The organism is Streptomyces sp. NPDC055013 (genome assembly GCF_053608645.1).
In genome coordinates this window covers 12,487-33,750 of record NZ_JBSGVW010000009.1, presented here as the reverse complement: position 1 = coordinate 33,750, position 21,264 = coordinate 12,487, and the positions used below count along the sequence as shown (strand labels likewise).

Here is a 21,264-nt window from a genome sequence, read left to right as displayed (position 1 = left end):
GCTGATGTTCGCCTCGATCGGACGGCGGCTCGCGGGACTGCTGGCCACGCTGCTGGCCTCGTCCTTCGTCATCTTCGCCGCCGTGTACGCAGCTCCCGGCGACCCCGCCGTGTTCCTGGCGGGGGGCCGCGACAAGCTCACCCCGGAGCGGCTGGCCGCCGTGCGGGAGCAGTACCACCTCGACGAGCCGCTGGTAGTCCAGTACGGCCGCTGGCTGTGGGACTGCCTCCACCTCGACCTCGGCCGCTCCTTCCAGTACGGCGACCAGGTCTCCGACCTGCTGACGTCCCGCTTCCCGACGACGCTCGCGCTGGTCGGCTACGCCACGGTCCTGTTCGTCGTCCTGGGGGTCGGCGCCGGAGTGCTCGCCGCGGTCCGGCGCGGCAGTTGGGTGGACTCCGCCGTCGTCGGCACCACCACGCTCACCGCCTCCGTTCCCTCGTTCGTGGGCGGTATCGCACTGGTCGCCTTCTTCGGGGTGCGGCTGGGCTGGTTCCCGGTGACGGGCAGCGGCGAGGGCTTCGGCGGGACGCTGCACCATCTGACGCTGCCCGCCCTCGCCATGGCGCTCGGCGCGGTGGCCGTCATCTCCCGGGTCACCCGGCAGGCGATGGTCGAGGCGGGCTCGGCCGACCATGTCGAGGTGGCCCGCGCGGCCGGGCTGCCGGAGCGGCAGATCATCCGCCGGCACGTGCTGCGCAACGCGCTGGGCCCGGTCGTCACCATGTGCGGCCTGGTCACCGCGGGGATGCTGGCCGGCACGGTGGCGATCGAGACCGTCTTCGGCCTGAGCGGCATCGGCTCGCTGCTGGTCGGTGCCGTGAACAGCCATGACTTCCCGGTCGCCCAGGCGGTGCTGCTGCTGATGGTCGCCTGCTACATCCTCGTCACCACCCTCGTGGACCTCGTGCACCCGCTGCTCGACCCACGCCTGAAGGCCATGAGGAGCCCCGCATGACCGCCGTATCCGCCGATGTGCTGCTCCCGGCCCGCCGCAGGCGCGCCCGCCGCCGTCCCGTCCTCGTGATCGTCGGGGCCGGCTTCCTGGCCCTCGTCGTCCTGGCCGCCGCCTTCGCCCCGCTGCTCGCGCCGTACGCGCCCGACGCCGTGGACCTGTCGTCCTCCCTGGTCGGCACCACCGGCGACCACCTGCTCGGCACCGACGCCTCCGGGCAGGACCTGCTCTCGCGGGTCCTGTACGGCGCCCGTACCAGCCTGATCGCCCCGCTCGCGCTGCTGGCCATCGCCGCGCTGCTCGGCGTCACCCTGGGCACGGTCGCCGCCTGGCGCGGCGGCTGGGTGGACACCTTGGTGTCACGGGTGACGGACGTGATGTATGCCTTCCCCGGCCTGCTGTTCGTCGTGCTGATCATCGCCGTGTTCGGCGCGGGTATCACCACGTCGGTCCTGGGCCTGGGTCTCGCGTTCGCGCCGACGATCGCCAAGTACACCCGCAGTGTGGCGCTGGCCGAGCGGTCCAAGCCGTACGTCGACGCCTATCGCGTCCAGGGCATGGGCGGCCTGCGCATCTGCGTACGGCATCTGGTGCCCAATCTCGCCCGGTCGATCGTCGGGTACCTCGTCGTGCTGTTCGGCGAGGCCCTGATGAGCCTGGCCACTCTCAGCTATCTGGGGTTCGGTTCCCAACCACCCAGCTCCGACTGGGGGTTGATGGTCCAGGAGGGCCAGGCCGCCATCGTCCAGGGCGCCCTGCTGCCCGCGCTGGTGCCGGGCACCGCCATCGCCGCCGTCGTGGTGGCCTTCAACGTGGTCGGGGTCTGGGCCGCCGACCGGCTCGGCGCCAGGAGGTAGCCCGCGATGCTGCTCGACATCCAGAACCTGACCCTGGGCCTGCCGGGTGCGGCCCGGCCCCTGCTCGCCGACGTGAGTCTGCGGGTCGGCTCCGGGGAGACCGTCGGCCTCGTCGGCGAGTCCGGCTCGGGCAAGTCCACCACCGCGAAGACGGTGCTGCGGCTGACGCCCGAGGAGGCGACGGTCACCGGCCGTGTGCTGGTCGACGGCACGGACGTGCTCGGCCTGAACGGGGCCGGGCTGCGCGAACACCGGGCCGGCACGGTCGCGATGGTCCACCAGGACCCGCGCTCCGCCCTCAACCCGGTGCGCCGGATCGGCGACTTCCTCGTCGAACGGCTTCTGCGCACCGGTCGTGCGGGCGACCGGCGTGCGGCGCGCGAGAAGGCCGTCGAACTCCTCGGCGCCGTGGGCCTGTCCGACCCCGAGCGGCGCTTTCGTCAACGGCCGCACGAAATGTCCGGCGGAATGCTCCAGCGGGTGGTCATCGCCGGGGCCCTCGCCGCCGAGCCCCGGCTGCTGCTGGCCGACGAGTCCACCAGCGCGCTCGACGTCACCACCCAGGCGGAGATCCTCGCCCTGCTGCGCACCCTGCGCGAGGAACGGGACCTGGGGATGCTGTTCATCACCCACGACCTGCATCTCGCCGCCGCGTTCTGCGACCGCGTGTACGTCATGTACGCGGGCCGCGTCGTCGAACAGCAGGACGCGGAGCGCCTCTTCACCCACGCCCGCCATCCGTACACCCGTGGCCTGCTCGCCTGCTCCCCCGAACTCGGCGACACCGCACGGGCGTTGCAGCCGATCCCCGGTCGCCCCCCGTCCCTGTCCGACGCGTTCACGGGCTGCCCCTTCGCGACACGCTGCGAGCACGCCGAGCCGGAGTGCACCACCTGGCTCCCGGAGCCGGTCGCGGTCCCCGGCGGCGGGAACGCCGCGTGCCGAAGGCTCGCCGACCTGTCCGAGGAGCCCACCGAGCCGCCACTCGCCACCGTCCCGTCGGCGCCCCTGGCCAAGAGGAGCACAGCATGACCGCGACCGAGACCCGACCCGAGGCGTCTCCGCGTATGGCGGACGGCAGGAAGAGCATCCGCCGCCACCTGCCCGACCTGACCTACGCACACGACCCCGGCCCGGACACCGACCACGCCGAGGCATCCGCCGAGTCACGACCGGCCGTCGCCCCACCCTCCCCGGCCGACAGGAGCACGCCGTGACCACGACCGACACCCGGCCCGAGGCGTCCCTGCTCGTGGCCGACGGCCTGACCAAGACCTACCGGCTGCCCGGCGGCGACCGCCTCACCGCCGCCGACCAGGTCTCCTTCACCGTCCCGCGCGGCGGCTCGCTCGGTGTGGTCGGTGAGTCCGGGTCGGGCAAGAGCACCGTCGCCCGCATGCTGGTCGGCCTGGTGCGGCCGGACGCCGGTACGGTCGCGGTGGACGGCCGGGACCGTGCCGCACGGCCGTCGCCGAGTCGGAGCCGGGCGGCGCACCGGCTCGCCCGTGCCCGCGAGATCCAGATGGTCTTCCAGGATCCCTACGTCTCGCTCGATCCGCGCCTCACCGCCCGCCAGTGCCTGCGCACCGCCCTGCGTCTGCACGGCCGCGATGCCGACGACCGGCAGGTCGCCGACCTCCTGGACCAGGTGGGCCTCGGCGCCCGGGAGGCGGGGGCGCACCCGCACGAGTTGTCCGGCGGTCAGTGCCAGCGCCTGGCCATCGCGCGGGCCCTCGCCGTCGATCCGCGCGTTCTCGTCCTGGACGAGGCGGTCGCCGCGCTGGACGTGTCGATCCAGGCGCAGATCCTCCACCTGCTCGGCGAGATCCGGCGGGACACGGGGGTGGCCCTGGTGTTCGTCAGCCATGACCTGGCCGTCGTCCGGCACATCACCGACGAGACGGTGGTGATGCGGCGCGGCAGGGTGGTCGAGCAGGGCCCGACGGACCGGGTCCTCGGTGCGCCCGAGGACCCGTACACCCGCCTCCTGCTGGCCTCCGTACCGCGCCGGGGCTGGGATCCGGCCGACGCGGTACGGGCCAGGGCCCAGGCGGACGCCGCGTGACACCACGGGGCCCGCGCGGCCCGTCGGGGTCTCAGTCCGCGTGCGCCTCCAACGCGGCCCGCACCCCGGATTCGAGGGCGCCCTCGATCCACGACGGCTTCACCGAGGTGTGGTCCCCGGCGAAGTGGAGCGGCCCCTCGGCGGTGCGGATGGCTTCCAGCAACTCCGTGTGCTGGCCGGGCAGCAGCACGGACGCCTCGCCGTACGCGTACGGGTCGCGCAGCCAGCTCTGGGTGCGCCCGGCGCCGGTGTAGAAGACCTCGACGCGCCGGCCGTAGACCTGCTGCAGGCCCCGCAGCGCGTGCGGGTAGCGGGCGTCCTCGTCGAGGGAGTCCCAGCGGGACGCGTCGTCGGCCCAGCTGTAGGACGCGAGGACGACGCCGCCCTTGCTGCCCTCGATCGGGTGGGACGGGTTGATCATGAAGCGGTTGGAGTTGTCGGAGACCGAGCCGCCGCCGATGATGTGCGCGGCCTCGGGCTGGTCGCGGCCGGCCCAGCGGTTGGCGGCGTAGTGGGCGCGCTGGGCGTCGCTGATGTGGCCGTCCGGGACGGACGGGTGGGCGCCCAGGAGGCTGCCGTCGGCCGGGGCCTTGCCCTTGCGGTAGTCGTCGTAGAGCCCGGGCCGTACGGCGTCGAGCTCCCGTTTCCAGTCGGCCTCGGTGAACTCCCACCAGCGCAGCCCGAATTCGAGGAGCACCTTGGTCGCGCTGTCGTAGTGCAGCTCGGCGACCGCGCGCCGCTTCCTGTACGACATCAGCGGGCTGACCTGCACCTGCCGGAGCCCCGAGAACGGCACGGTGACGATCGCGAGGTCGCCGGTGAACTCCTCGCGCACCACCTTGCCGTCGCGTCCCTCGGAGACGGTGTCGATCCAGACATGCGGGCCCTTGGCGTGGACGTGGGAGGTGTCGTCGGCGCCGGGCCGGTCCGGTGCCCAGTACTCGATGTGGGTCGCGCGCCGGTCCAGGCGCAGGACGTCGGCGACCTCCTTCAGCAGCGCGTCCGGAAGCGTCGCGGTGCCGCCGATCAGCTCCCAGAACTCGGTGTCGGGGCTGATCAGGGACTGGCTGATGAAGCTGTGGATGAAGGAGAGCGGCAGCCGTGAGGTGAGGTTCTCCAGCGTGCCGATCAGGTCGATGGTCCGCTCGTCGAAGCCCGCCTCCTCGGTCAGGAACCGGTACATCGACCAGTCTCCGTACTTCTGCACGACCCGCGCCCAGCCCTTGACCCGCTCCGGCATCGGCTTGTCGACGCGCTTGCCGTCCGGACCGACGGTGCTGAACTCGTCGCGTACGGGGTCCAGGGCGCGGCGCAGGATGGTGCCGGAGGGGGTGTCCCAGTACGCGCGCGGGACGCCGAAGGAGCGGTTGATCCTGCGGGGTGACCTCGCGTACGCGGAGCGGCGCACGCGGACACCGTTGACGTGCAGCCAGGCGTTGTTGACGGGCTTGCCCTCGCCGTCGACGTCGACCAGGTGGAACCGGCGGCGTTTCACGTCGAGTTGGTCGATCAGGGTCATCACCAGCGGGTGGCTGCCGGGGATGCGCATGGCGCCGGCCTCCGCGTACTGGGCCGGGTCGGCGAACGCCTGGGCCGCCTGCTCGTGGCCGCCGGTGCGGAACGTCTTGATGCGGCCGCCGACGCGGTTGCCGTTGGCTTCGACGAGCGTGACCCGGTGTCCGGCCCGCTTGAGCAGCCAGGCGGCGACGAGACCGGCCGGTCCGGCACCGATGACGAGGACTCTCTTGGCCGTCTTGGTCTTCGCGCGCGGCAGCCCGGAGTCGAGGATCTCCCGATACCCCGGGACGAGCGGCTTGTCGTGTTCGTCGACGACCAGCAGGGCGCGTGCGACGGCCAGGCAGGTGTCCCAGTCGGCGGTGGATCGCGGTCGCCCGGGGGCCTGTTGGGGAACGGCGGGCGCGGCGGCGGCCGCGGCCGGGGTCAACGCGGCCAGGGCGGCCGTCGTGGTGGTTGCGGCCGTGAACTGCCGTCGGGAGAAGGAAGTTGAGCCGACGGGCGCGCGGTGATTGTCCATGTGCACTGGATACGGGGGCAATTGACCTTCCGGTAGCGCATCGGTCGGTTCATCACCTGAACGGGCAAGCGCATCGTCGGCCGGCCGCGCCCGGCATGCGTCCGCACGCGGGTTTGTGCGGCGCGGATGACGAAACCGTTGACGGGGACATGGCCCACTTCTATCTTCTGACCCAATCACGATCGGAATCACGAACTTCGTTCGAAGTTACGGACAGGGACGGTCTCGTATGCCTCGGATGTCTCGTACACCCCTCAGGAAACGCCGCAGATCACTCATCCTGTGCATGCTCGCCTCGCTGCTGGCCCTGGTGGCGACCACGCAGCCGGCGTCCGCGGCGGACGGCCGCCCGTACACGAACCCGCTGAAGTCGTTCAAGGGCGCCGACCCCTGGCTGCAGTACCACGACGGCAACTACTACCTGATCACCACGACGTTCACCGGCGTCCTCGGCATCCGCAAGTCACCGACTCTCGCGGGTCTGGCCACCGCGCCGAACGTACAGGTGTGGTCGGACACCACGTCGACCCGCAACACCAACATCTGGGCGCCGGAGATGCATCTCTTCAACGGCCGCTGGTACGTGTACTACTCGGCCGGACAGGGCGGTGTGGCGTGCTGCGACTCGCAGCGCACGCATGTGCTGGAGAGCGCCGGCACGGACCCGATGGGCCCGTACACGTACAAGGGCTCGCTCACCGGCTCCAACCTCACGCCGGGCGGCTGGCTGATCGACGCGAGTGTGCTGCAGGCCAACGACAAGCTGTACCTGGTCGGCAGCGGCTTCATCAACGGCAGTACGCAGAGCCTGGTCATCGCGCCGCTGAGCAACCCGTACACCCTGGCGAGCAGCAGCTTCGCGATCATCTCCAGTCCGACCCTGGACTGGGAGCGGTCCGGCATACCCGTCAACGAGGCCCCGGAACCGCTGTACCACAACGGCCGCACCTTCCTCACGTACTCGGCCAGCTACTGCAACACCGCCGACTACAAGCTCGGCCAACTGGAGCTGACCGGCTCGGATCCGCTGAACCCCGGCTCCTGGACCAAGAAGCAGACGCCGGTCTTCCAGCGCAATGACGCGAACGGCGCCTACGGCCCCGGCCACAACGGCTTCTTCGCCTCGCCCGACGGCACCGAGAACTGGATCGTCTACCACGCCAACTCCTCGTCCGGCGGCGGCTGCGGCAACGGACGCACCACCCGGGCCCAGGAGTTCACCTGGAACGCCGACGGCACCCCGAACTTCGGCACCCCCGTCGCCCTCGGCACCACGCTGCCCGGCCCGTCCGGCGAGACGGCCGCGACGCCGACGTCGTACACCCTCGTCAACCGCAACAGCGGCAAGTGCCTGGACGTGAACGGCGGCAGCACCGCCGACGGCACCGACATCTTCCAGTGGACGTGTACCGGCGGGGCCAACCAGAAGTGGAAGGTCGAGGACCTCGGCGACGACACCAACCGGCTGGTCAACGTCGCCACCGGCAAGGTGATGGACGTCGCCGACTGCTCCGCCTCCGACGGCGCGGACATCCGGCAGTGGTCCTGGCTGGACAACAAGTGCCAGCGCTACCGGCTCGTGTTCACGGCGAGCGGTGACTACATCCGGATCCTCAACGAGTCCACCGGCAAGGTCGCCGACGTGGCCGACTGCTCCGCCGCGAACGGCGCGGACGTACGGCAGTGGACGTGGCTGAACAACAACTGCCAGCAGTGGCGCCTCGTCCCCACCACCTGATCACCCGCACTTCTGGAGAACTCCCTTGAGACGCATAGCCGTACGGCTGCTCATGGCCGTCCTCGTCGCCCTGGCGGCCTGCCTCGCCGGACCCCCTCCGGCCGCCCGGGCGGCCGTACCGGACTCCCCCGCCGTGACCTACACCAACCCGATCGCGGAGAAGCGGGCCGACCCGCACATCTTCAAACACACCGACGGCTACTACTACTTCACCGCGACCGTGCCCGAGTACGACCGCATCGTGCTGCGCCGCGCGACGACCATCCAGGGCCTGTCCACGGCCCCGGAGGTCACCATCTGGACCAAGCACACCAGCGGCGTGATGGGGGCGCACATCTGGGCGCCGGAGATCCACTTCATCGACGGCAAGTGGTACGTCTACTTCGCCGCCGGCGCCACCAACGACGTGTGGGCGATCCGGATGTACGTGCTTGAGGGCACCGGAACCAATCCGCTGACGGCCGCCTGGACGGAGAAGGGACAGATCAGGACCCAGTGGGAGAGCTTCTCCCTGGACGCCACGACCTTCGTCGTGGGCGGCGTGCGCTATCTGGCCTGGGCCCAGCGCGACCCGTCCGTGAACAACAACACGGACATCTACCTGGCGAGGATGACCAACCCCTGGACCATCACCGGCACTCCGGTGATGCTGTCGCGGCCCACCTACTCCTGGGAGACCGTCGGCTACAAGGTCAACGAGGGCCCGGCGGTGATCCAGCACGGCGGCAAGGTCTTCATGTCGTACTCGGCGAGCGCCACCGACAGCAACTACTGCCTGGGGCTGCTGTCCGCCTCCGCGAGCGCCGACCTGCTCAACGCGGCGAACTGGGCCAAGAGTTCCACGCCCGTGTTCACCAGCAACGCCGCCACCAGCCAGTACGGGCCGGGCCACAACTCCTTCACCGTCTCCGAGGACGGCAGGAGCGACATCCTCGTCTACCACGACCGCAGCTACAAGGACATCACCGGAGACCCGCTCAACGACCCCAACCGCCGCACCCGCGTCCAGAAGCTGTACTGGAAGGCCGACGGCACCCCGGACTTCGGCATCCCGGTGGCCGACGGCGTCACACCCCAGCGCTTCTCCTCGTACAACTTCGCGGACCGGTTCGTCCGGCACTGGGAGTACCGCGCCCGCATCGAGGCCGGCGTCTCCCCGCTCGCGGACTCGCAGTTCCGCGTCGTCACCGGCCTGACCGGGAGCGGCACGGTGTCGCTGGAGTCGGCCAACTTCCCCGGGTACTACCTGCGGCACAAGAACTTCGAGGTGTGGCTGGAGAAGAGCGACGGCACGGCGCAGTTCGCGTCCGACGCCAGCTTCCACAAGCGGGCCGGGCTCTCCGACGCGGCGGGAGTCTCGTACGAGTCGTACAACTACGCCGGGCGCTACGTGCGGCACCACGACTACCTGCTGGTGGTCCAGGCGCCGAGCACGGCGACGGATCGGGCGGACGCCACGTTCTACGCCCAGTAAAGCCGGCGGAATCTGCCGTTCAGACCCTATGAACGCCCTCTATACAGTGCGAGTATACTCGCACTGTATAGTCGCGACATGCCTTTTCCGATCATTCCGATCAAGAAGATGAAAAAGTCGTGGGCTTGGTTGTCTGCCGCCGCCGTTCTGGTGGCGGCCGCTTCCTTGGTGGCGTTCACGCAGTACGTGCGCCTGGACACCACGTCACCCAGCACCGCCCGGGCCCAGGCCTCCTCCACCGCCCAGGCCCGCATCGGCAGCGTCGACTGCCGCGAGGCCAAGTGCGTCGCGCTGACCTTCGACGCCGGGCCGAGCGAACACTCCGCGCGGCTGCTCGACATCCTGAAGGCGGAAAAGGTTCCGGCAACCTTCTTCCTCCTCGGCAAGCGGCACATCGAGAAGTACCCGGAGCTGGTCGAGCGGATGGCCGACGAGGGCCATGAGGTGGCCAACCACACCTGGGACCACGAGAGACTCACGGAGCTGGACGCCGACGAGATACGGGAGGAGATAGAGCGCCCCAACAAGGAGATAGAGCGCCTCACCGGGCGGCGCCCCACCCTGATGCGCCCGCCGCAGGGCCGTACGAACGACACGGTGCACGACGTCTGCCGCGAGTTGGGGATGTCCGAGGTCCTGTGGAGCGTGACGGCCAAGGACTACAAGACCAATGACTCCAAGCTCATAGAACAGCGTGTCCTGGACCAGACCGAGCGGGACGGGATCATCCTGCTGCACGACATCTACGACGGCACCGTACCGGCGGTGCCCGGGATCATCGACGCGCTGAAGAAGCGCGGGTTCGTGTTCGTGACCGTCCCGCAGTTGCTCGCGCCGGGGAAGGCCGAGCCGGGGAAGGTGTACCGGTGAGCCGTCTCACCGGGTGAGGTGAAAGCGGTGGGGTGAAGGCGGTGCGGGGAGCGGTGGCTCAGCGTGCCGAGAAGACGACCGACCCCCCCTCCTGCCCTGCCTGATCGGCGGTGTACGAAACCCCGTCCGCCTTCAGCCTCTTGGCGTCGAGGAGGCTGATCTCGCCGCCGTGGTTGCCGAGTTGGGCGCCACCGCTGAGGCGGACGGTGAGGCAGGCCCCGGCCGCGAGCGGTCCCGGCGGCACGGCGGACAGCCGGCCCAGCCGGTCCTGGAGGTGCCAGCCGGTGAGGTCGACCGGGGCGGGCGAGACGTTGAGGAGGGTCACCGTCTCGGCCTCGGGGGCGGGACCGCGGGGGTTGACGAGGGCGGCGACGATACGGACGGGCCGGGTGCCGGGCACGGGGCGCGAACCGTCGACGTCCTCGACGGCGTGGCCGGTCACGTCGTCCGTCCTCCAGGACTGGCTCTGGAAGGCGAGGAAGATCCCGACCCAGCGCGACTGCGCCGGGAAGTGGATGAGCAGCCCGCCGTCCTGCCAGACGCCGTCGTCGTCGCGGAAGCGGCGGCTGTTGCCCTGGTTCATGTGGATGTCGTGGACGCCGTTGCCGGGCAGGAAGCCGAAGACCTTGTCCCTGACCTTGGCTTCGGGTCCCCAGCGCTCTCCGAACAGATGCACGCGGGCCTCCGGGTCGGCGACCGCACGGCGGACGGAGTGGTCGAGGAGGTCGGCGAGGTCGTTGTCGGGGCCTTCGAGGTCCGGGGGCAGCTTCCGCATCAGGGACGGGTCGAAGAGGTTGCCGCGCACGAAGTCGAGGTTCGGACCGCCGGGCCCGGGCGGCAGGGTGTTCCAGCCGCTCTCCAACCCCTCCAGACGGGCCGTGATCGGGTGCCGGAAGTCCTCGGCGACGAGGTAGAGCAGCTCGGAGGGCTGCTGCTGGGACAGGACGTTGACGGCGGCGCGGTACTGCGTGCCGTGATCGTCGCTGAGGTGGATCTGGTAGTGCGGCGTGTCGTCGGCGCCCTCGCGCCGGGTGTCGACCGCTCGTCCGATCAGTACGCCATAGGTCTTCAGCGGCATGGCGACCAACTCCCCCGGGAGGCGGACGGATTGCCCGCCCTTGGGTGGCAGCGTAGGGCGCGGGCGGCGTGGCCGAAGCAGAGTTCACCTCGCGTACGTCCGCCCGCCGACGTCCGGCTGGACCGACTGCGCGACGCGTATACGACTGCGCCGATGACCAGCTCCGATTCCCTAAGATCGTTCCGTGGCGAACTTTCTCCTCGAACGCACGGTTCCACTCCCCCTCGACGAGGCGTGGCGCCGCCTGACGGAGTGGCCCCGCCATGCCGCGGCCGTCCCACTGACGCGCATCCGGGTCACCCCACCCGAACCGACCCGTGTGGGCACCCTCGTCATCGCCCGCTCCGGAGTCGGCCCGCTGTCCTTCGACGACCCGATGGAGGTCACGGTGTGGCAGCCCCCGGGGGACGACTCGCCGGGCCTGTGCCGACTGGAGAAGCGGGGCCGGGTGATCACGGGGTGGGCCGAGATCGAGGTGCGGCCCGGGCCGGGAGGGCGGGCGCGGGTGGTGTGGCACGAGGAGGTGCGGGTCCGGTTCCTGCCGGGGGTGGCCGACGGTGCGCTGAAGCGGACGGCTCGGTATGTGTTCGGGCGTGCGGTGAATCGGCTTCTGAGGCAGACGTGACCCCCGTCGAACGGGCGCGCTGGGAGGACCACTTCGCGCGGGGCCGCGGCTTCCGGGGCGTCACGGAGCGGGAACTGCGGCTGCTCGGTGAGGCGATGCGGCCACGCGCCCGCGCCCGGGCCCTGGACATCGGCTGCGGGCTCGGCACCTACGCCGCCGCGCTCGCCGGCCTCGGCCACGACACGCTCGCCGTCGACTGGGCGGATGCGGCGGTGGCGGCGACCCGTGACCGGTACGCGGACCTGGAGCCCCGACTGCGCGTGCTCCGCCTGGACTTCGAGGACGGGGCCGACGTCGCGGCGAAGCTGCCCCGGACCCGGTTCGACCTTGTGACGATGCGGCTGGTCCTGGCCTTCATGTCGGACAAGAGGGCGGTCTCGGACCGCGTGCGGGGGCTGCTGGCGCCGGGCGGGGTGTGGGTGGTGACGACGCCGCTGGCGGAGCGGTTGCCTCAGGAGCGGCGACACATCGGGGTGACGGCACAGGACGTGGCGATCGTGACGGAGGGGTGGGACCGAGGTGAGTGGTACGACCTCGACGCGGGCGGGATGCGATGTTTCGTACTGCGTGCCTGAGACCCACGAAGGGGACATGCCCGAATGGGCGCCGACAAGGAGAGGGAGGCGACGCATATGACGCCGGACGAGGTCGAGGCCCTGGCCGTTGACGGCCTTCGGTGGCTGCTGTCAGCCGGGCGTGACAGCGGGGACGGGGGTCTCATATGGCCGACCAGGCCCTCCGACGACGAGCTCAACCCCATGCTCTACAGCGGCACGGCCTCGGTCGTCCCGGTTCTCCTGGAAGCGTGGCGGCACTTCGGCGACGACTCCTACGCGGACACCGCCGTGCGCGCGGCCCGCGGGCTGGCGGACTCGGTCGAGAGCTGGGAGGACGACTCCCTGTACTTCGGCCGCACCGGCATGGCCCTCGCGCTGCGCGCCGTCCACGTCGACCTGGGCGACACGGCCGCCGGCAGCGCCGCGGACCGGGCCCTGGAGCTGGTGCGCTCCCGCTTCGACGGGACCCGCTGGGGCGAGCTGTTCGAGCTGATGGGCGGGAACGCCGGGATCGGCCTGGGCGCGCTCCTGGCAGGGCAGGAGGACCTCGCCGTCCGGGCGGTGGAGCCATACGCCCGCACGGCCGAGCAGACTCCCACCGGGGTCAACTGGCAGCACCGGCCCGGCGCCCCCGGCCGTATGCACCACATCTCGCACGGCACCCTCGGCATCGTGTACGGCCTGGCCGCGGTCGGCCATGCGACCGGCCGCAAGGACCTGGTCGAGCTCGCGCTGGCCGGTGCCGCGGATGTCCTCTCGCGCGACGAGGGCGGACCCGATGGCTTTCTCGTCCCCCACTCCGACCCGCACCACCGCCCCGACCTGGTCGAGCGCCACAACTACGGCTGGTGCCACGGCCCCACCGGCGACGCCCAGGTCTTCCGCCTGCTGCGGGACCTGTCCCCCGACCCTGCCTGGCCGGCCCTCGCCGACCGCTGCTGGCACACCGTCACGCACTCCGGCCTGCCGAACCGGTTGCGCCCCGGCTTCTGGGACAACAACGGCCGCTGCTGCGGCACGGCGGGCGTCCTCGCCCTCGCCGTCGACCGCATCGCCGAGCAGGACGACTCCCCCGGGTTCGCCCGGCTCCTGGCCGCAGACCTCGCCGCGCACGCCACCCGCGACGGCGACGGCGCCCGCTGGTCCAACGTCGAGCACCGGGCCACCCCGAGCGAACTCGAACCGCAGCCGGGATGGGCCATGGGCAACGCAGGCATCGTGCGCGAACTGCTGCGCTTCGTACGGGTCGTACGGGGAGGCGAGCCGGACTACGCGTTCACGTGGCCGGACCAGCCCGGGGTGACTCGCTCGCGTCAGGCCGACTTGGCCCAGGGCGCGCCGTCAGTAGACGGACAGGCCGTAGGCGCTCAGCACTTCCTGGATCGGCTGGTAGTAGGAGGTCCCTCCGCTGGCGCAGTTTCCGGAGCCGCCGGAGAGGATGCCGATGACCTTGTCGCCGGCGTACAGCGGACCGCCGCTGTCGCCGGGTTCGGCGCAGATGTTGGTTCGGATCAGCCCGTGGACGATGTCACCGCCGCCGTAGTTCACGGACGCGTTGAGGGCGGTGACCACGCCGCATCGGACTCCGGTCGTCGCGCCCCGGGTGCAGACCCGTTGACCGACGTGGGCGGACGCGGTCCCGGTCACGTCGACCGTTCCGATGGTGCCGGGGTGCGGCACAGAGGCGTTGGCGTACCGGACGACCCCGAAGTCGTTGCCGGGGAAGCTGCTGCCGGTGGTGGGGCCGACGGCCGTGTCCAGAGCAGCAGTGGTGTACCAGGTGGGCAGGTCCGCGGTGCAGTGTCCGGCGGTGAGGAAGTAATACGTGGAGCCGCTCCGCACATTGACGCCCGCAGTGCAGCGCCGGCCGGGGGCGTGGATGCCGTCGCCGCCGGACAGGAGCGTGCGCAGCCGGCCGTCGAGGCGTTCGAGGGTGACAGCACCGGCGAACCGGGCGGCGGCGTGGCGGAGTCGGGCAAGCTCGGCGTCCGTGACCGTGGCGTCGGCGAGGACTCGCAACGTCCCGCTCCGCTCGTCCACGGCCCAGGCCGTCCCGTCGATCCCCAGTGATGTGATCGCCGAGGCCGGGCCGGACGCCGAGGGCCGTGTGGGCGGCGGGGCAGCGGACGCTGCCGTCGCGCCGGTGCCGGATACCGTCAGGGCGGCCACGCCGAGCAGACTCAGCGTGTAGGCGATCAGTTGTGAGCGTCTGTTGGTTGTACGGCGTGCTGTCATCCCGAATCTCCCCGAGGACGGTCGGTCGGTTCGGGCACGCCCGACCGGTGACCGGGCGTGCCGGGCTTGCCTGCCGTGGTGCTGGTGTCGTGCGGGATTCGAAGGCGAGCCCGGGCGCCGTCGTGATGTCGCCTGCGACGCCGGGCGGAGACGAAGCAGCGCTCATTGTGCCCGGACGCGTGGGGCGGGGGTAGGGCGTGTTCAGCCGCGGGCCGTGGCGTCGGCGGTCGCGATCAGCACGCCGTCAAGGTTCAGGACGACTTCCGCCGAGAGCCCGAAGGCCGCACCCCAACGAAACCCTCCGTGCTTTCACGCAGCACCAGACGATGCGCCACCACGAGGTCCTGAGGTGAGCGCACCTCGGCCGAGTCGGCGTCCGGCGAGGCGGACCCCGTCGCCTCGTCCATCCGGTGTTGCAGGAGTTCGACGGCGACCTGGGCCACCGCGGCCTTGTCGGGGGCCACGGTGCTGAGGGTGGGGACGCTGAAGCGTCCGGCCTCGACGTCGTCGAAGCCGATGACGGCGACCTCCTCGGGAACGCGGATGCCGTGCTCGTGCAGTGCGCGCAGGGCACCCAGCGCCAGTTGGTCGTTGAGGCACAGCAGTGCGTCGGGGCGGGCGCCCTCGCTCAACGCCCGGGCCACGGCCTCGGCGCCGTCCGGCATCCGGAAGGACTCGACGGGCAGGAGGGCGGCCGGGTCGTGGGCGATGCCCGCTTCCGCCAGCGCGGCGTGGTAGCCGCGGGTGCGGGCCTCGGCCGTGCCCAGGCCCGCGCCGCTGCGTCCGCCGATGACCAGGACGGAGCGGCGGCCGAGCCCGAGAAGGTGCTTGGTCGCTTCCCGCGCGGCCTGTTCGTTGTCGATGGCGACGTGGTCGGCGCCCTTCTCCAGCAGTTCGCCGATCAGCACGGTGGGCGGTGCGCCCGCGCGGTCGCGCAGGTCGTCGGGGGTGAGGGCGAGCGGGCTGAGGATGACTCCGTCGACGAAGCTGGACCCGAATCCGGTCAGTGCCGCCAGCTCGTGCTCGCGATCCGCCCCCGTCTGGTGGATCAGCACCGTGAGGGAGCGCCGCTCGGCCTCGCGGATGACGTGCCGGGCGAGCTCCGCGAAGTACGGGACGTCGAGTTCGGGAACGACGAGAGCGATGATGCCGGTGCGGCCCTGGCGCAGGTGGCGACCGGCGAGGTTCACCTTGTAGCCGAGTTCCTCGATGGCATCGCGGACGACGCGCCTGGTGCGGTCGGAGACGTGGGTGTAGTCGTTGATGACGTTGGACACCGTCTTCTCCGACACGCCTGCGAGGCGTGCGACGTCCTTGATCCTGGGTCGTGCCACCGGAACCTCCCTGCCCCTCAGCGCTGCTGAGTTTATGTCCCGGCAGGTCGCGGATCGGCAGCGCGTCTTTCCGGCCCGTTCGGCCCTCGATTTCCGGCCGTGCCTCCTGGCTCTTTACAGCCAATGTACATCGATGTAAAAACGAGCCATCGCATCGGCTCGACCGGTGCGCCCCCGCCTGACCCTGGCGGTGGACCGCCCCTTGCCATGGGCGCTCCACCGTCGGTCCGGCATGCGTGTCCGGCCGTCGGAAGGTCCGCGATGTTCACCCGCTTCTCCGCCTCACCACCAGCCCCCGCACCCGGCGCGGCACCTGGTCCCACCCGCCGTCACCTGCTGCGTCACGGCACGGCCGCCGCGGGCACGCTGCTCGCCGCCGGCCCGCTGTCCGGCTGTGCCTCACCGGCCGCCGCCGACGCCTCCGCGCTGAGCGTCTGGGACCTGTTCCAGGGCGGCGACGGCATGCTGATGGACGACATGATCAAGGCGGTCTCCGAGGGGCCACAGGGCTTCGAGGTGGAGCGCACGATCCTCGACTGGGGACCGTCGTACTACACCAAGCTGGCCATGTCGGCCGCCGGCGGCCGGGCCTCCGACGTGGCGATCATGCACCTCTCCAGGCTGGCCGGCTATGCGCCCGGCGGCCTGCTCGACCCCTTCGACCTGGATCTGCTCGCCGAATTCGGCGTCAGCCAGAAGGACTTCGCACCCGCGGTCTGGTCGCGGACGCAGCACGACAGGACCGTCTACGCCATCCCGCTCGACGTCCACCCCTTCATCGTGTTCTACGACAAGGAGGCCGCCGACAAGGCGGGCCTCCTCGACTCCTCGGGTGAACTGGCGCCGATGGGCTCCCCGGAGGCCCTGCTCGACGCCGGCAAGGCGCTCGCCGAGGCGACCGGGCAGAAGGGCATCCTGTTCGGGCATGTCACCGACACCGCCCAGACCTGGCGGCAGTTCGCGGCCCTCTACGCCCAGACCGGTGCCGCCTTCACCCTGCCGGACGGCGGGCCCCCGCAGATCGACGTCGACGCCGCGGTACGCGTCGTCGACTTCATGCAGCGGCTCTTCGACGGCCGTACCAACCCCAACAACCTGGACTACAACGGCGCGATGGCCGGCTTCATCGGCGGTCGCGGCGGCATGGTCATGCTCGGCGAGTGGGAGCTGCCCACGCTGAAGCAGTCCGGCATCCCGCTCGGCGCCGCCCCCTTCCCGCAGGTCTTCGACAAGCCGGCCGTCTACACGGACAGCCACAGCTTCGTCCTCCCGCACCAGGAGAACCCCGACCCGACACGCCGCCGCCGGGCCCACCGGTACGTCGCGGAGATGGTCAAGCAGAGCTTCACCTGGGCGAGCGCCGGTCACATCCCCGCCTACCAGCCCGTGATCGCGGAACCGGAGTACGCCGCCCTCGACCCGCAGTCCTCCTACGCGGACGCGGGAGAGATGGCGGTGCTCGATCCGCCCAACTGGTTCGCCGGGGCCGCTTCGAACTTCCAGAACCGGATGTGCCAGCCGCTCCAGTCGGCGCTGCTGGGCAACACCTCCGCCGAGAAGGCGGTTCGTCAGATGGTCCGCGAGGCGGACGCGCTGCTCCGGCAGCCCAACCCGGTGGCCTGACGAGCAGAAGGAGTGACCCACGTGACCACCACCGCACCCCCCGGCGCCGACACCGTGACCGGCCCGGCCGCCGACCGCCCCGGCGGCCTGCGCCGTATCGGCTTCAAGGGCAGCCGCACCACCAAGGGCCCCGGCCTCGTCTTCGTCGTGCCGTTCCTGCTCGTCTTCGTCCTGTTCCTGGTCTGGCCCATCGTGCACGGGCTGTGGATGAGCTTCACCGACAGCTCGCTCACGCTGCGTAACACGGCGTTCGTCGGCTTCGACAACTACGCCGAGGCGTTCGGCGATCCGGACGTCTGGAGCAGCCTCGGCAACACGGTCGTCTTCACCGCCATCTCCAGTGTGCCGCTGGTCCTGATCGCGCTGGCCATGGCCCTGCTGGTGCACAGCGGCCTCGCCGGGCAATGGGTGTGGCGACTGGCCTTCTTCGCTCCCTACCTGCTGCCCGTGACCGTGGTGACGCTCATCTGGACCTGGCTCTACCAGCCGGAGCTCGGCCTGGCGAACCAGTTCCTCGACACCCTCGGCATGGCGCCCGTCGGCTGGCTCTCCGACGAAGCCGTCGCGATGTGGTCGATCGCCGCCCTCACCGTCTGGTGGACGGTCGGCTTCAACTTCCTGCTCTACCTCGCCGCGCTCCAGTCCCTGCCCGCGACCTACTACGAGGCCGCCGCGCTGGACGGCGCCGGAGCCTGGCGGCGGCTGTGGTCCATCACCCTGCCGCAGCTGCGCAGGACCACCGTGCTCGTCGCGATGCTCCAAGTACTGGCTTCGCTCAAGGTGTTCGACCAGATCTACATCCTCACCAAGGGCGGCCCCAACGCCTCGACCCGGCCGGTCCTGGAATACGTCTACGACGTCGGCTTCACCGGCTACCGGCTCGGTTACGCCTCCGCCGTCTCGTACCTCTTCTTCGCCCTCGTCATCGTCGTCTCGCTCGTGCAACTGCGTCTCTTCCGCCAGGAGGACTGACCGTGTCCGCCACCGCAACACCCCTTCGCCCGCGGCGCCGTCCCCCCTTGGCAGCTGCCGAATCGTCCCTGCTCCTCGGCCACGGCCGGCTGCCGCGCGCGCTGGCCGGCACTGCCCTGGCCGTCCTGGCCTCCGTCTGGCTGCTGCCGTTCGTCTGGGCGGTCGCGACCTCGGTGCAGAGCGAGCAGGACGCGGCGTCGCCCGGGCTGTCCCCGATCAAGGGCGCTTTCACGACCGAGGCGTATCAGCAGATCCTGGAGCGCGGGAACGTCACCGTCTGGGCCTTCAACAGCTTCCTGATCGCCGGCCTGGTCACGCTGATCACGGTCGTCGTGTCCACGCTCGCCGCCTACGGGTTCTCGCGCGGCACCTTCCGCGGCCGCCGGACCCTGCTCGCCGTCACCGTGGCCGCGATCCTGGTGCCGCCGCAGCTGCTCGTCGTACCGCTCTTCGAGCAGATGCTGCTCTTCAACCTGGTGGACACCTACGCGGCCGTCATCCTGCCGCAGGTCGTCGCGCCCATGATGGTCTTCATCCTCAAGCGCTTCTTCGACGCCATCCCCCGGGAACTGGAGGACGCGGCCCGGATGGACGGGGCCTCCGAGTTCCGGGTGTTCCTGTCGATCGTGCTGCCGCTGTCGCGGCCGATCGTGGCCGCCGTGGCGATCTTCGTCTTCATCGGGGCGTGGAACAACTTCATGTGGCCGTTCATCGTCACCAGCGACCCGGGCCTGATGACGCTCCCCGTCGGCCTGGCCACCGTCAAGGACGCCTTCGGCATCCAGTACGCCCAGTCCATGGCGTCCGCGCTGCTGGCCGCGCTGCCACTGATCGTGGTCTTCCTCTTCTTCCAGCGCCGCATCGTCGACTCCGTGGCCACCACCGGCCTCGGAGGTTCCTGACCTCACCCCCTCGCCGTACTCACGGGCCGGTGGCATCCCGTCGGCCCCCGATCGACTGGAGCATGTGTGCCCACCCCCTCCGTACCGCGCCCGGAGTACCCGCGACCGCAGTTCGTGCGGCGCGACTGGCTCAACCTGAACGGCGCCTGGCAGTTCGAGACCGACCGAGGGGACAGCGGGCTCGAACGCGGCCTGCTCGGCCGCGAGCTGCGCGACGAGATCCTCGTTCCCTTCCCGCCCGAGTCCGAGCTGTCCGGCATCGGCGACACCGACTTCCTGGAGGCCGTCTGGTACCGACGCGCCCTCACCCTGCCCGCCGAATGGGCCGGACGCCGCGTACTGCTGCACTTCGGCGCCGTCGACCACGACACCACCGTGTGGGCCGACGGCCGCGAGGTCGCCCGGCACCGCGGCGGCTTCACCCCCTTCACCGCCGACCTCGGCGACATCGCGGGCGGGGGCGAGGAGGTCGTCATCACGGTTCGGGCCCGCGACCCCAGGTCCGGCCCGCAGGCCCGGGGCAAGCAGGCAATCCAGTACGCCAACCACGACTGCAACTACACCCGCGTGACCGGCATCTGGCAGACCGTCTGGCTGGAGCCCGTCCCCGATCTGCACCTGCGGCGCCCCCGTATCACCCCCGACCTCGCCGGCTCCGCCTTCCACCTCGAACTCCCGCTGTCCGGCAACCGCCCCGGCCACCGGGTACGCGCCGTCCTCAGCGACGCCCTCGGCGAGGTGAGCCGCGCCGAGGCCCGCGCCGACCTGGACCTGGCCCCGCGCCTGCACCTGCCCGTGCCCGACGACCGGCGCCGTGAGTGGGGGCCGGACGACCCGCATCTGTACGACCTGCGCCTCGAACTCCTCGACACCACGGGCGAGGTGGTCGACAGGGCCGAGAGCTACGCGGGACTGCGCTCCGTCGGACTCAGCGGCAGGACGGTCCTGCTCAACGGCTCCCCCGTCTTCCAGCGCCTCGTCCTCGACCAGGGCTGGTACCCCGACGGACTGATGACCGCGCCCACCGACGAGGCGCTGGTCCGGGACATCGAGCTGGCCATGGCGGCCGGGTTCAACGGGGCCCGGCTGCACCAGAAGGTGTTCGAGGAGCGCTTCCTCCACCACGCCGACCGCCTCGGTTACCTGGTCTGGGGCGAGTTCGGCGACTGGGGCTGCGAGGTCGGCGGCTCCTCGGGCGACAACCAGCGGCCCGACGCCTCGTACGTCGCCCAATGGCTGGAGGCCCTCGAACGTGACTACTCGCACCCCTCGATCATCGGCTGGTGCCCGCTCAACGAGACGTACCAGAAGCTGCACGACCGCATCACCCGGCTCGACGACGTCACCCGCGCGATGTTCCTGGCCACGAAGGCGATGGACACCACCCGCCCGGTGATCGACGCCTCCGGTTACGCCCATCGCGTCGCCGAGACCGACATCTACGACTCGCATCACTATGAGCAGGACCCGGAGACCTTCCGGCAGCTGATGTCAGGGCTCGCCAAGGGCGACCCCTTCGTCAACTCGCACGAGGGCGGGACGCCTTACTCCGTTCCCTACGGTGGCCAGCCGTACTTCGTCAGCGAGTTCGGCGGCATCTGGTGGGACCCCGAGGCGGCCGCCGCCCAGTCCGGCGAGGACCGCAGCGAGTCCTGGGGCTACGGCGAACGCGTCCGCGACGAGGAGGAGTTCCACGCCCGCTTCAGCGGCCTGACCGAGGTGCTGCTGAGCGACCGTGACATGTTCGGCTACTGCTACACCCAGTTGACCGACGTCTTCCAGGAACAGAACGGCATCTACCGCTTCGACCGCGGTCCCAAGCTGGACGTCGACCGCATCCGTGCCGCACAGCTGCGCCCGGCAGCGATCGAGAACCAGGACGACGACCGGGCCTGACAGCGGGAGCAGGACAGGAGAGTGGCGGCTCCCCGCCGTAGGACGGGG

18 protein-coding genes and 1 pseudogene are annotated in these 21,264 nt (G+C 70.8%); 15 read left to right on the top strand and 4 right to left on the bottom strand.

What is annotated here, in order from left to right; genetic code table 11:
- Window positions 1–4 precede the first annotated feature (4 nt).
- The 5 genes from ACWGDB_RS13890 to ACWGDB_RS13870 are packed head-to-tail and all read left to right on the top strand — an operon-like array spanning window position 5 to window position 3,877.
- On the top strand, window positions 5–958 hold the full coding sequence (locus tag ACWGDB_RS13890) for an ABC transporter permease (protein ID WP_383609432.1): 954 nt from the start codon (window positions 5–7) through the stop codon (window positions 956–958).
- Window positions 955–1,812, top strand: a complete 858-nt coding sequence (locus ACWGDB_RS13885; protein WP_383609429.1) for an ABC transporter permease — start codon at window positions 955–957, stop codon at window positions 1,810–1,812. The genes ACWGDB_RS13890 and ACWGDB_RS13885 overlap by 4 nt, the downstream gene beginning before the upstream one ends.
- Before the next feature lie 6 nt (window positions 1,813–1,818).
- Window positions 1,819–2,844, top strand: a complete 1,026-nt coding sequence (locus ACWGDB_RS13880; protein ID WP_453822633.1) for an ABC transporter ATP-binding protein — start codon at window positions 1,819–1,821, stop codon at window positions 2,842–2,844.
- Window positions 2,841–3,029, top strand: a complete 189-nt coding sequence (locus ACWGDB_RS13875) for a hypothetical protein (protein WP_453822632.1) — start codon at window positions 2,841–2,843, stop codon at window positions 3,027–3,029. The genes ACWGDB_RS13880 and ACWGDB_RS13875 overlap by 4 nt, the downstream gene beginning before the upstream one ends.
- Window positions 3,026–3,877 carry an ABC transporter ATP-binding protein gene (locus ACWGDB_RS13870; protein WP_453822631.1) on the top strand — a complete coding sequence of 284 codons (852 nt, stop codon included), beginning with the start codon at window positions 3,026–3,028 and terminating at the stop codon, window positions 3,875–3,877. Before ACWGDB_RS13875 ends, ACWGDB_RS13870 begins: the two co-directional genes overlap by 4 nt.
- A gap of 31 nt (window positions 3,878–3,908) precedes the next feature.
- Here the strand turns inward: ACWGDB_RS13870 and ACWGDB_RS13865 are convergent, their stop codons facing one another.
- Window positions 3,909–5,912 carry a flavin monoamine oxidase family protein gene (locus ACWGDB_RS13865; protein WP_453822630.1) on the bottom strand — a complete coding sequence of 668 codons (2,004 nt, stop codon included), beginning with the start codon at window positions 5,910–5,912 and terminating at the stop codon, window positions 3,909–3,911.
- A gap of 238 nt (window positions 5,913–6,150) precedes the next feature.
- Here ACWGDB_RS13865 and ACWGDB_RS13860 point away from each other — a divergent pair, with 238 nt between their 5' ends.
- The 3 genes from ACWGDB_RS13860 (at window position 6,151) to ACWGDB_RS13850 (ending at window position 9,994) form a co-directional block, all read left to right on the top strand.
- Window positions 6,151–7,650: a family 43 glycosylhydrolase gene (locus tag ACWGDB_RS13860; protein ID WP_453822629.1), complete on the top strand. Its 1,500-nt coding sequence runs from the start codon at window positions 6,151–6,153 to the stop codon at window positions 7,648–7,650.
- A 52-nt stretch (window positions 7,651–7,702) separates the two neighbouring features.
- Window positions 7,703–9,124, top strand: a complete 1,422-nt coding sequence (locus ACWGDB_RS13855) for a family 43 glycosylhydrolase (protein WP_453822816.1) — start codon at window positions 7,703–7,705, stop codon at window positions 9,122–9,124.
- Window positions 9,125–9,202: 78 nt separating this feature from the next.
- Window positions 9,203–9,994, top strand: coding sequence for a polysaccharide deacetylase family protein (locus ACWGDB_RS13850; protein ID WP_453822628.1), 792 nt, complete (start codon window positions 9,203–9,205; stop codon window positions 9,992–9,994).
- A gap of 58 nt (window positions 9,995–10,052) precedes the next feature.
- Here the strand turns inward: ACWGDB_RS13850 and ACWGDB_RS13845 are convergent, their stop codons facing one another.
- The gene (locus ACWGDB_RS13845) at window positions 10,053–11,072 is read right to left on the bottom strand and encodes a DUF2278 family protein (RefSeq protein ID WP_453822627.1); all 1,020 of its coding nucleotides are present in this window, start codon (window positions 11,070–11,072) and stop codon (window positions 10,053–10,055) included.
- Window positions 11,073–11,256: 184 nt separating this feature from the next.
- Between ACWGDB_RS13845 and ACWGDB_RS13840 the strand changes: the two genes are divergently transcribed.
- The 3 genes and pseudogenes from ACWGDB_RS13840 to ACWGDB_RS13830 all read left to right on the top strand — a co-directional run.
- Window positions 11,257–11,697 (top strand): SRPBCC family protein, encoded by a 441-nt coding sequence (locus tag ACWGDB_RS13840; RefSeq protein WP_453822626.1) that lies wholly within the window; start codon window positions 11,257–11,259, stop codon window positions 11,695–11,697.
- Window positions 11,694–12,272, top strand: coding sequence for a class I SAM-dependent methyltransferase (locus ACWGDB_RS13835; protein WP_383609402.1), 579 nt, complete (start codon window positions 11,694–11,696; stop codon window positions 12,270–12,272). The genes ACWGDB_RS13840 and ACWGDB_RS13835 overlap by 4 nt, the downstream gene beginning before the upstream one ends.
- Before the next feature lie 24 nt (window positions 12,273–12,296).
- A pseudogene (locus tag ACWGDB_RS13830) lies at window positions 12,297–13,310 on the top strand (lanthionine synthetase LanC family protein); the annotation flags it as partial.
- Window positions 13,311–13,595: 285 nt separating this feature from the next.
- On the opposite strand, the gene ACWGDB_RS13825 reads toward ACWGDB_RS13830, so the two are convergent.
- Both ACWGDB_RS13825 and ACWGDB_RS13820 read right to left on the bottom strand, forming a co-directional pair.
- Complete coding sequence (locus ACWGDB_RS13825) at window positions 13,596–14,489, bottom strand: S1 family peptidase (protein ID WP_453822815.1); 894 nt, start codon at window positions 14,487–14,489, stop codon at window positions 13,596–13,598.
- Between the two features lie 251 nt (window positions 14,490–14,740).
- Window positions 14,741–15,823, bottom strand: a complete 1,083-nt coding sequence (locus tag ACWGDB_RS13820; protein WP_453822625.1) for a LacI family DNA-binding transcriptional regulator — start codon at window positions 15,821–15,823, stop codon at window positions 14,741–14,743.
- A gap of 261 nt (window positions 15,824–16,084) precedes the next feature.
- Between ACWGDB_RS13820 and ACWGDB_RS13815 the strand changes: the two genes are divergently transcribed.
- The 4 genes from ACWGDB_RS13815 to ACWGDB_RS13800 all read left to right on the top strand — a co-directional run bounded on the left by ACWGDB_RS13815 (window position 16,085) and on the right by ACWGDB_RS13800 (window position 21,216).
- A complete protein-coding gene (locus ACWGDB_RS13815) occupies window positions 16,085–17,446 on the top strand; it encodes an extracellular solute-binding protein (RefSeq protein ID WP_453822624.1) in 1,362 nt (453 codons plus the stop codon).
- A gap of 21 nt (window positions 17,447–17,467) precedes the next feature.
- Window positions 17,468–18,418, top strand: coding sequence for a carbohydrate ABC transporter permease (locus tag ACWGDB_RS13810; protein ID WP_453822623.1), 951 nt, complete (start codon window positions 17,468–17,470; stop codon window positions 18,416–18,418).
- 2 nt (window positions 18,419–18,420) lie between these two features.
- Complete coding sequence (locus tag ACWGDB_RS13805) at window positions 18,421–19,320, top strand: carbohydrate ABC transporter permease (protein ID WP_453822622.1); 900 nt, start codon at window positions 18,421–18,423, stop codon at window positions 19,318–19,320.
- A 66-nt stretch (window positions 19,321–19,386) separates the two neighbouring features.
- On the top strand, window positions 19,387–21,216 hold the full coding sequence (locus tag ACWGDB_RS13800; RefSeq protein ID WP_453822621.1) for a glycoside hydrolase family 2 protein: 1,830 nt from the start codon (window positions 19,387–19,389) through the stop codon (window positions 21,214–21,216).
- The last annotated feature ends 48 nt before the right edge of the window (window positions 21,217–21,264 follow it).

Coding starts and splice junctions, on each gene's coding strand:
- ACWGDB_RS13890 (WP_383609432.1), top strand. CDS start 5: ATGTTCGCCTCGATCGGACGGCGGCTCGCGGGACTGCTGGCCACGCTG.
- ACWGDB_RS13885 (WP_383609429.1), top strand. CDS start 955: ATGACCGCCGTATCCGCCGATGTGCTGCTCCCGGCCCGCCGCAGGCGC.
- ACWGDB_RS13880 (WP_453822633.1), top strand. CDS start 1,819: ATGCTGCTCGACATCCAGAACCTGACCCTGGGCCTGCCGGGTGCGGCC.
- ACWGDB_RS13875 (WP_453822632.1), top strand. CDS start 2,841: ATGACCGCGACCGAGACCCGACCCGAGGCGTCTCCGCGTATGGCGGAC.
- ACWGDB_RS13865 (WP_453822630.1), bottom strand. CDS start 5,912: ATGGACAATCACCGCGCGCCCGTCGGCTCAACTTCCTTCTCCCGACGG.
- ACWGDB_RS13860 (WP_453822629.1), top strand. CDS start 6,151: ATGTCTCGTACACCCCTCAGGAAACGCCGCAGATCACTCATCCTGTGC.
- ACWGDB_RS13855 (WP_453822816.1), top strand. CDS start 7,703: ATGGCCGTCCTCGTCGCCCTGGCGGCCTGCCTCGCCGGACCCCCTCCG.
- ACWGDB_RS13850 (WP_453822628.1), top strand. CDS start 9,203: ATGCCTTTTCCGATCATTCCGATCAAGAAGATGAAAAAGTCGTGGGCT.
- ACWGDB_RS13845 (WP_453822627.1), bottom strand. CDS start 11,072: ATGCCGCTGAAGACCTATGGCGTACTGATCGGACGAGCGGTCGACACC.
- ACWGDB_RS13825 (WP_453822815.1), bottom strand. CDS start 14,489: ATGACAGCACGCCGTACAACCAACAGACGCTCACAACTGATCGCCTAC.
- ACWGDB_RS13815 (WP_453822624.1), top strand. CDS start 16,085: ATGTTCACCCGCTTCTCCGCCTCACCACCAGCCCCCGCACCCGGCGCG.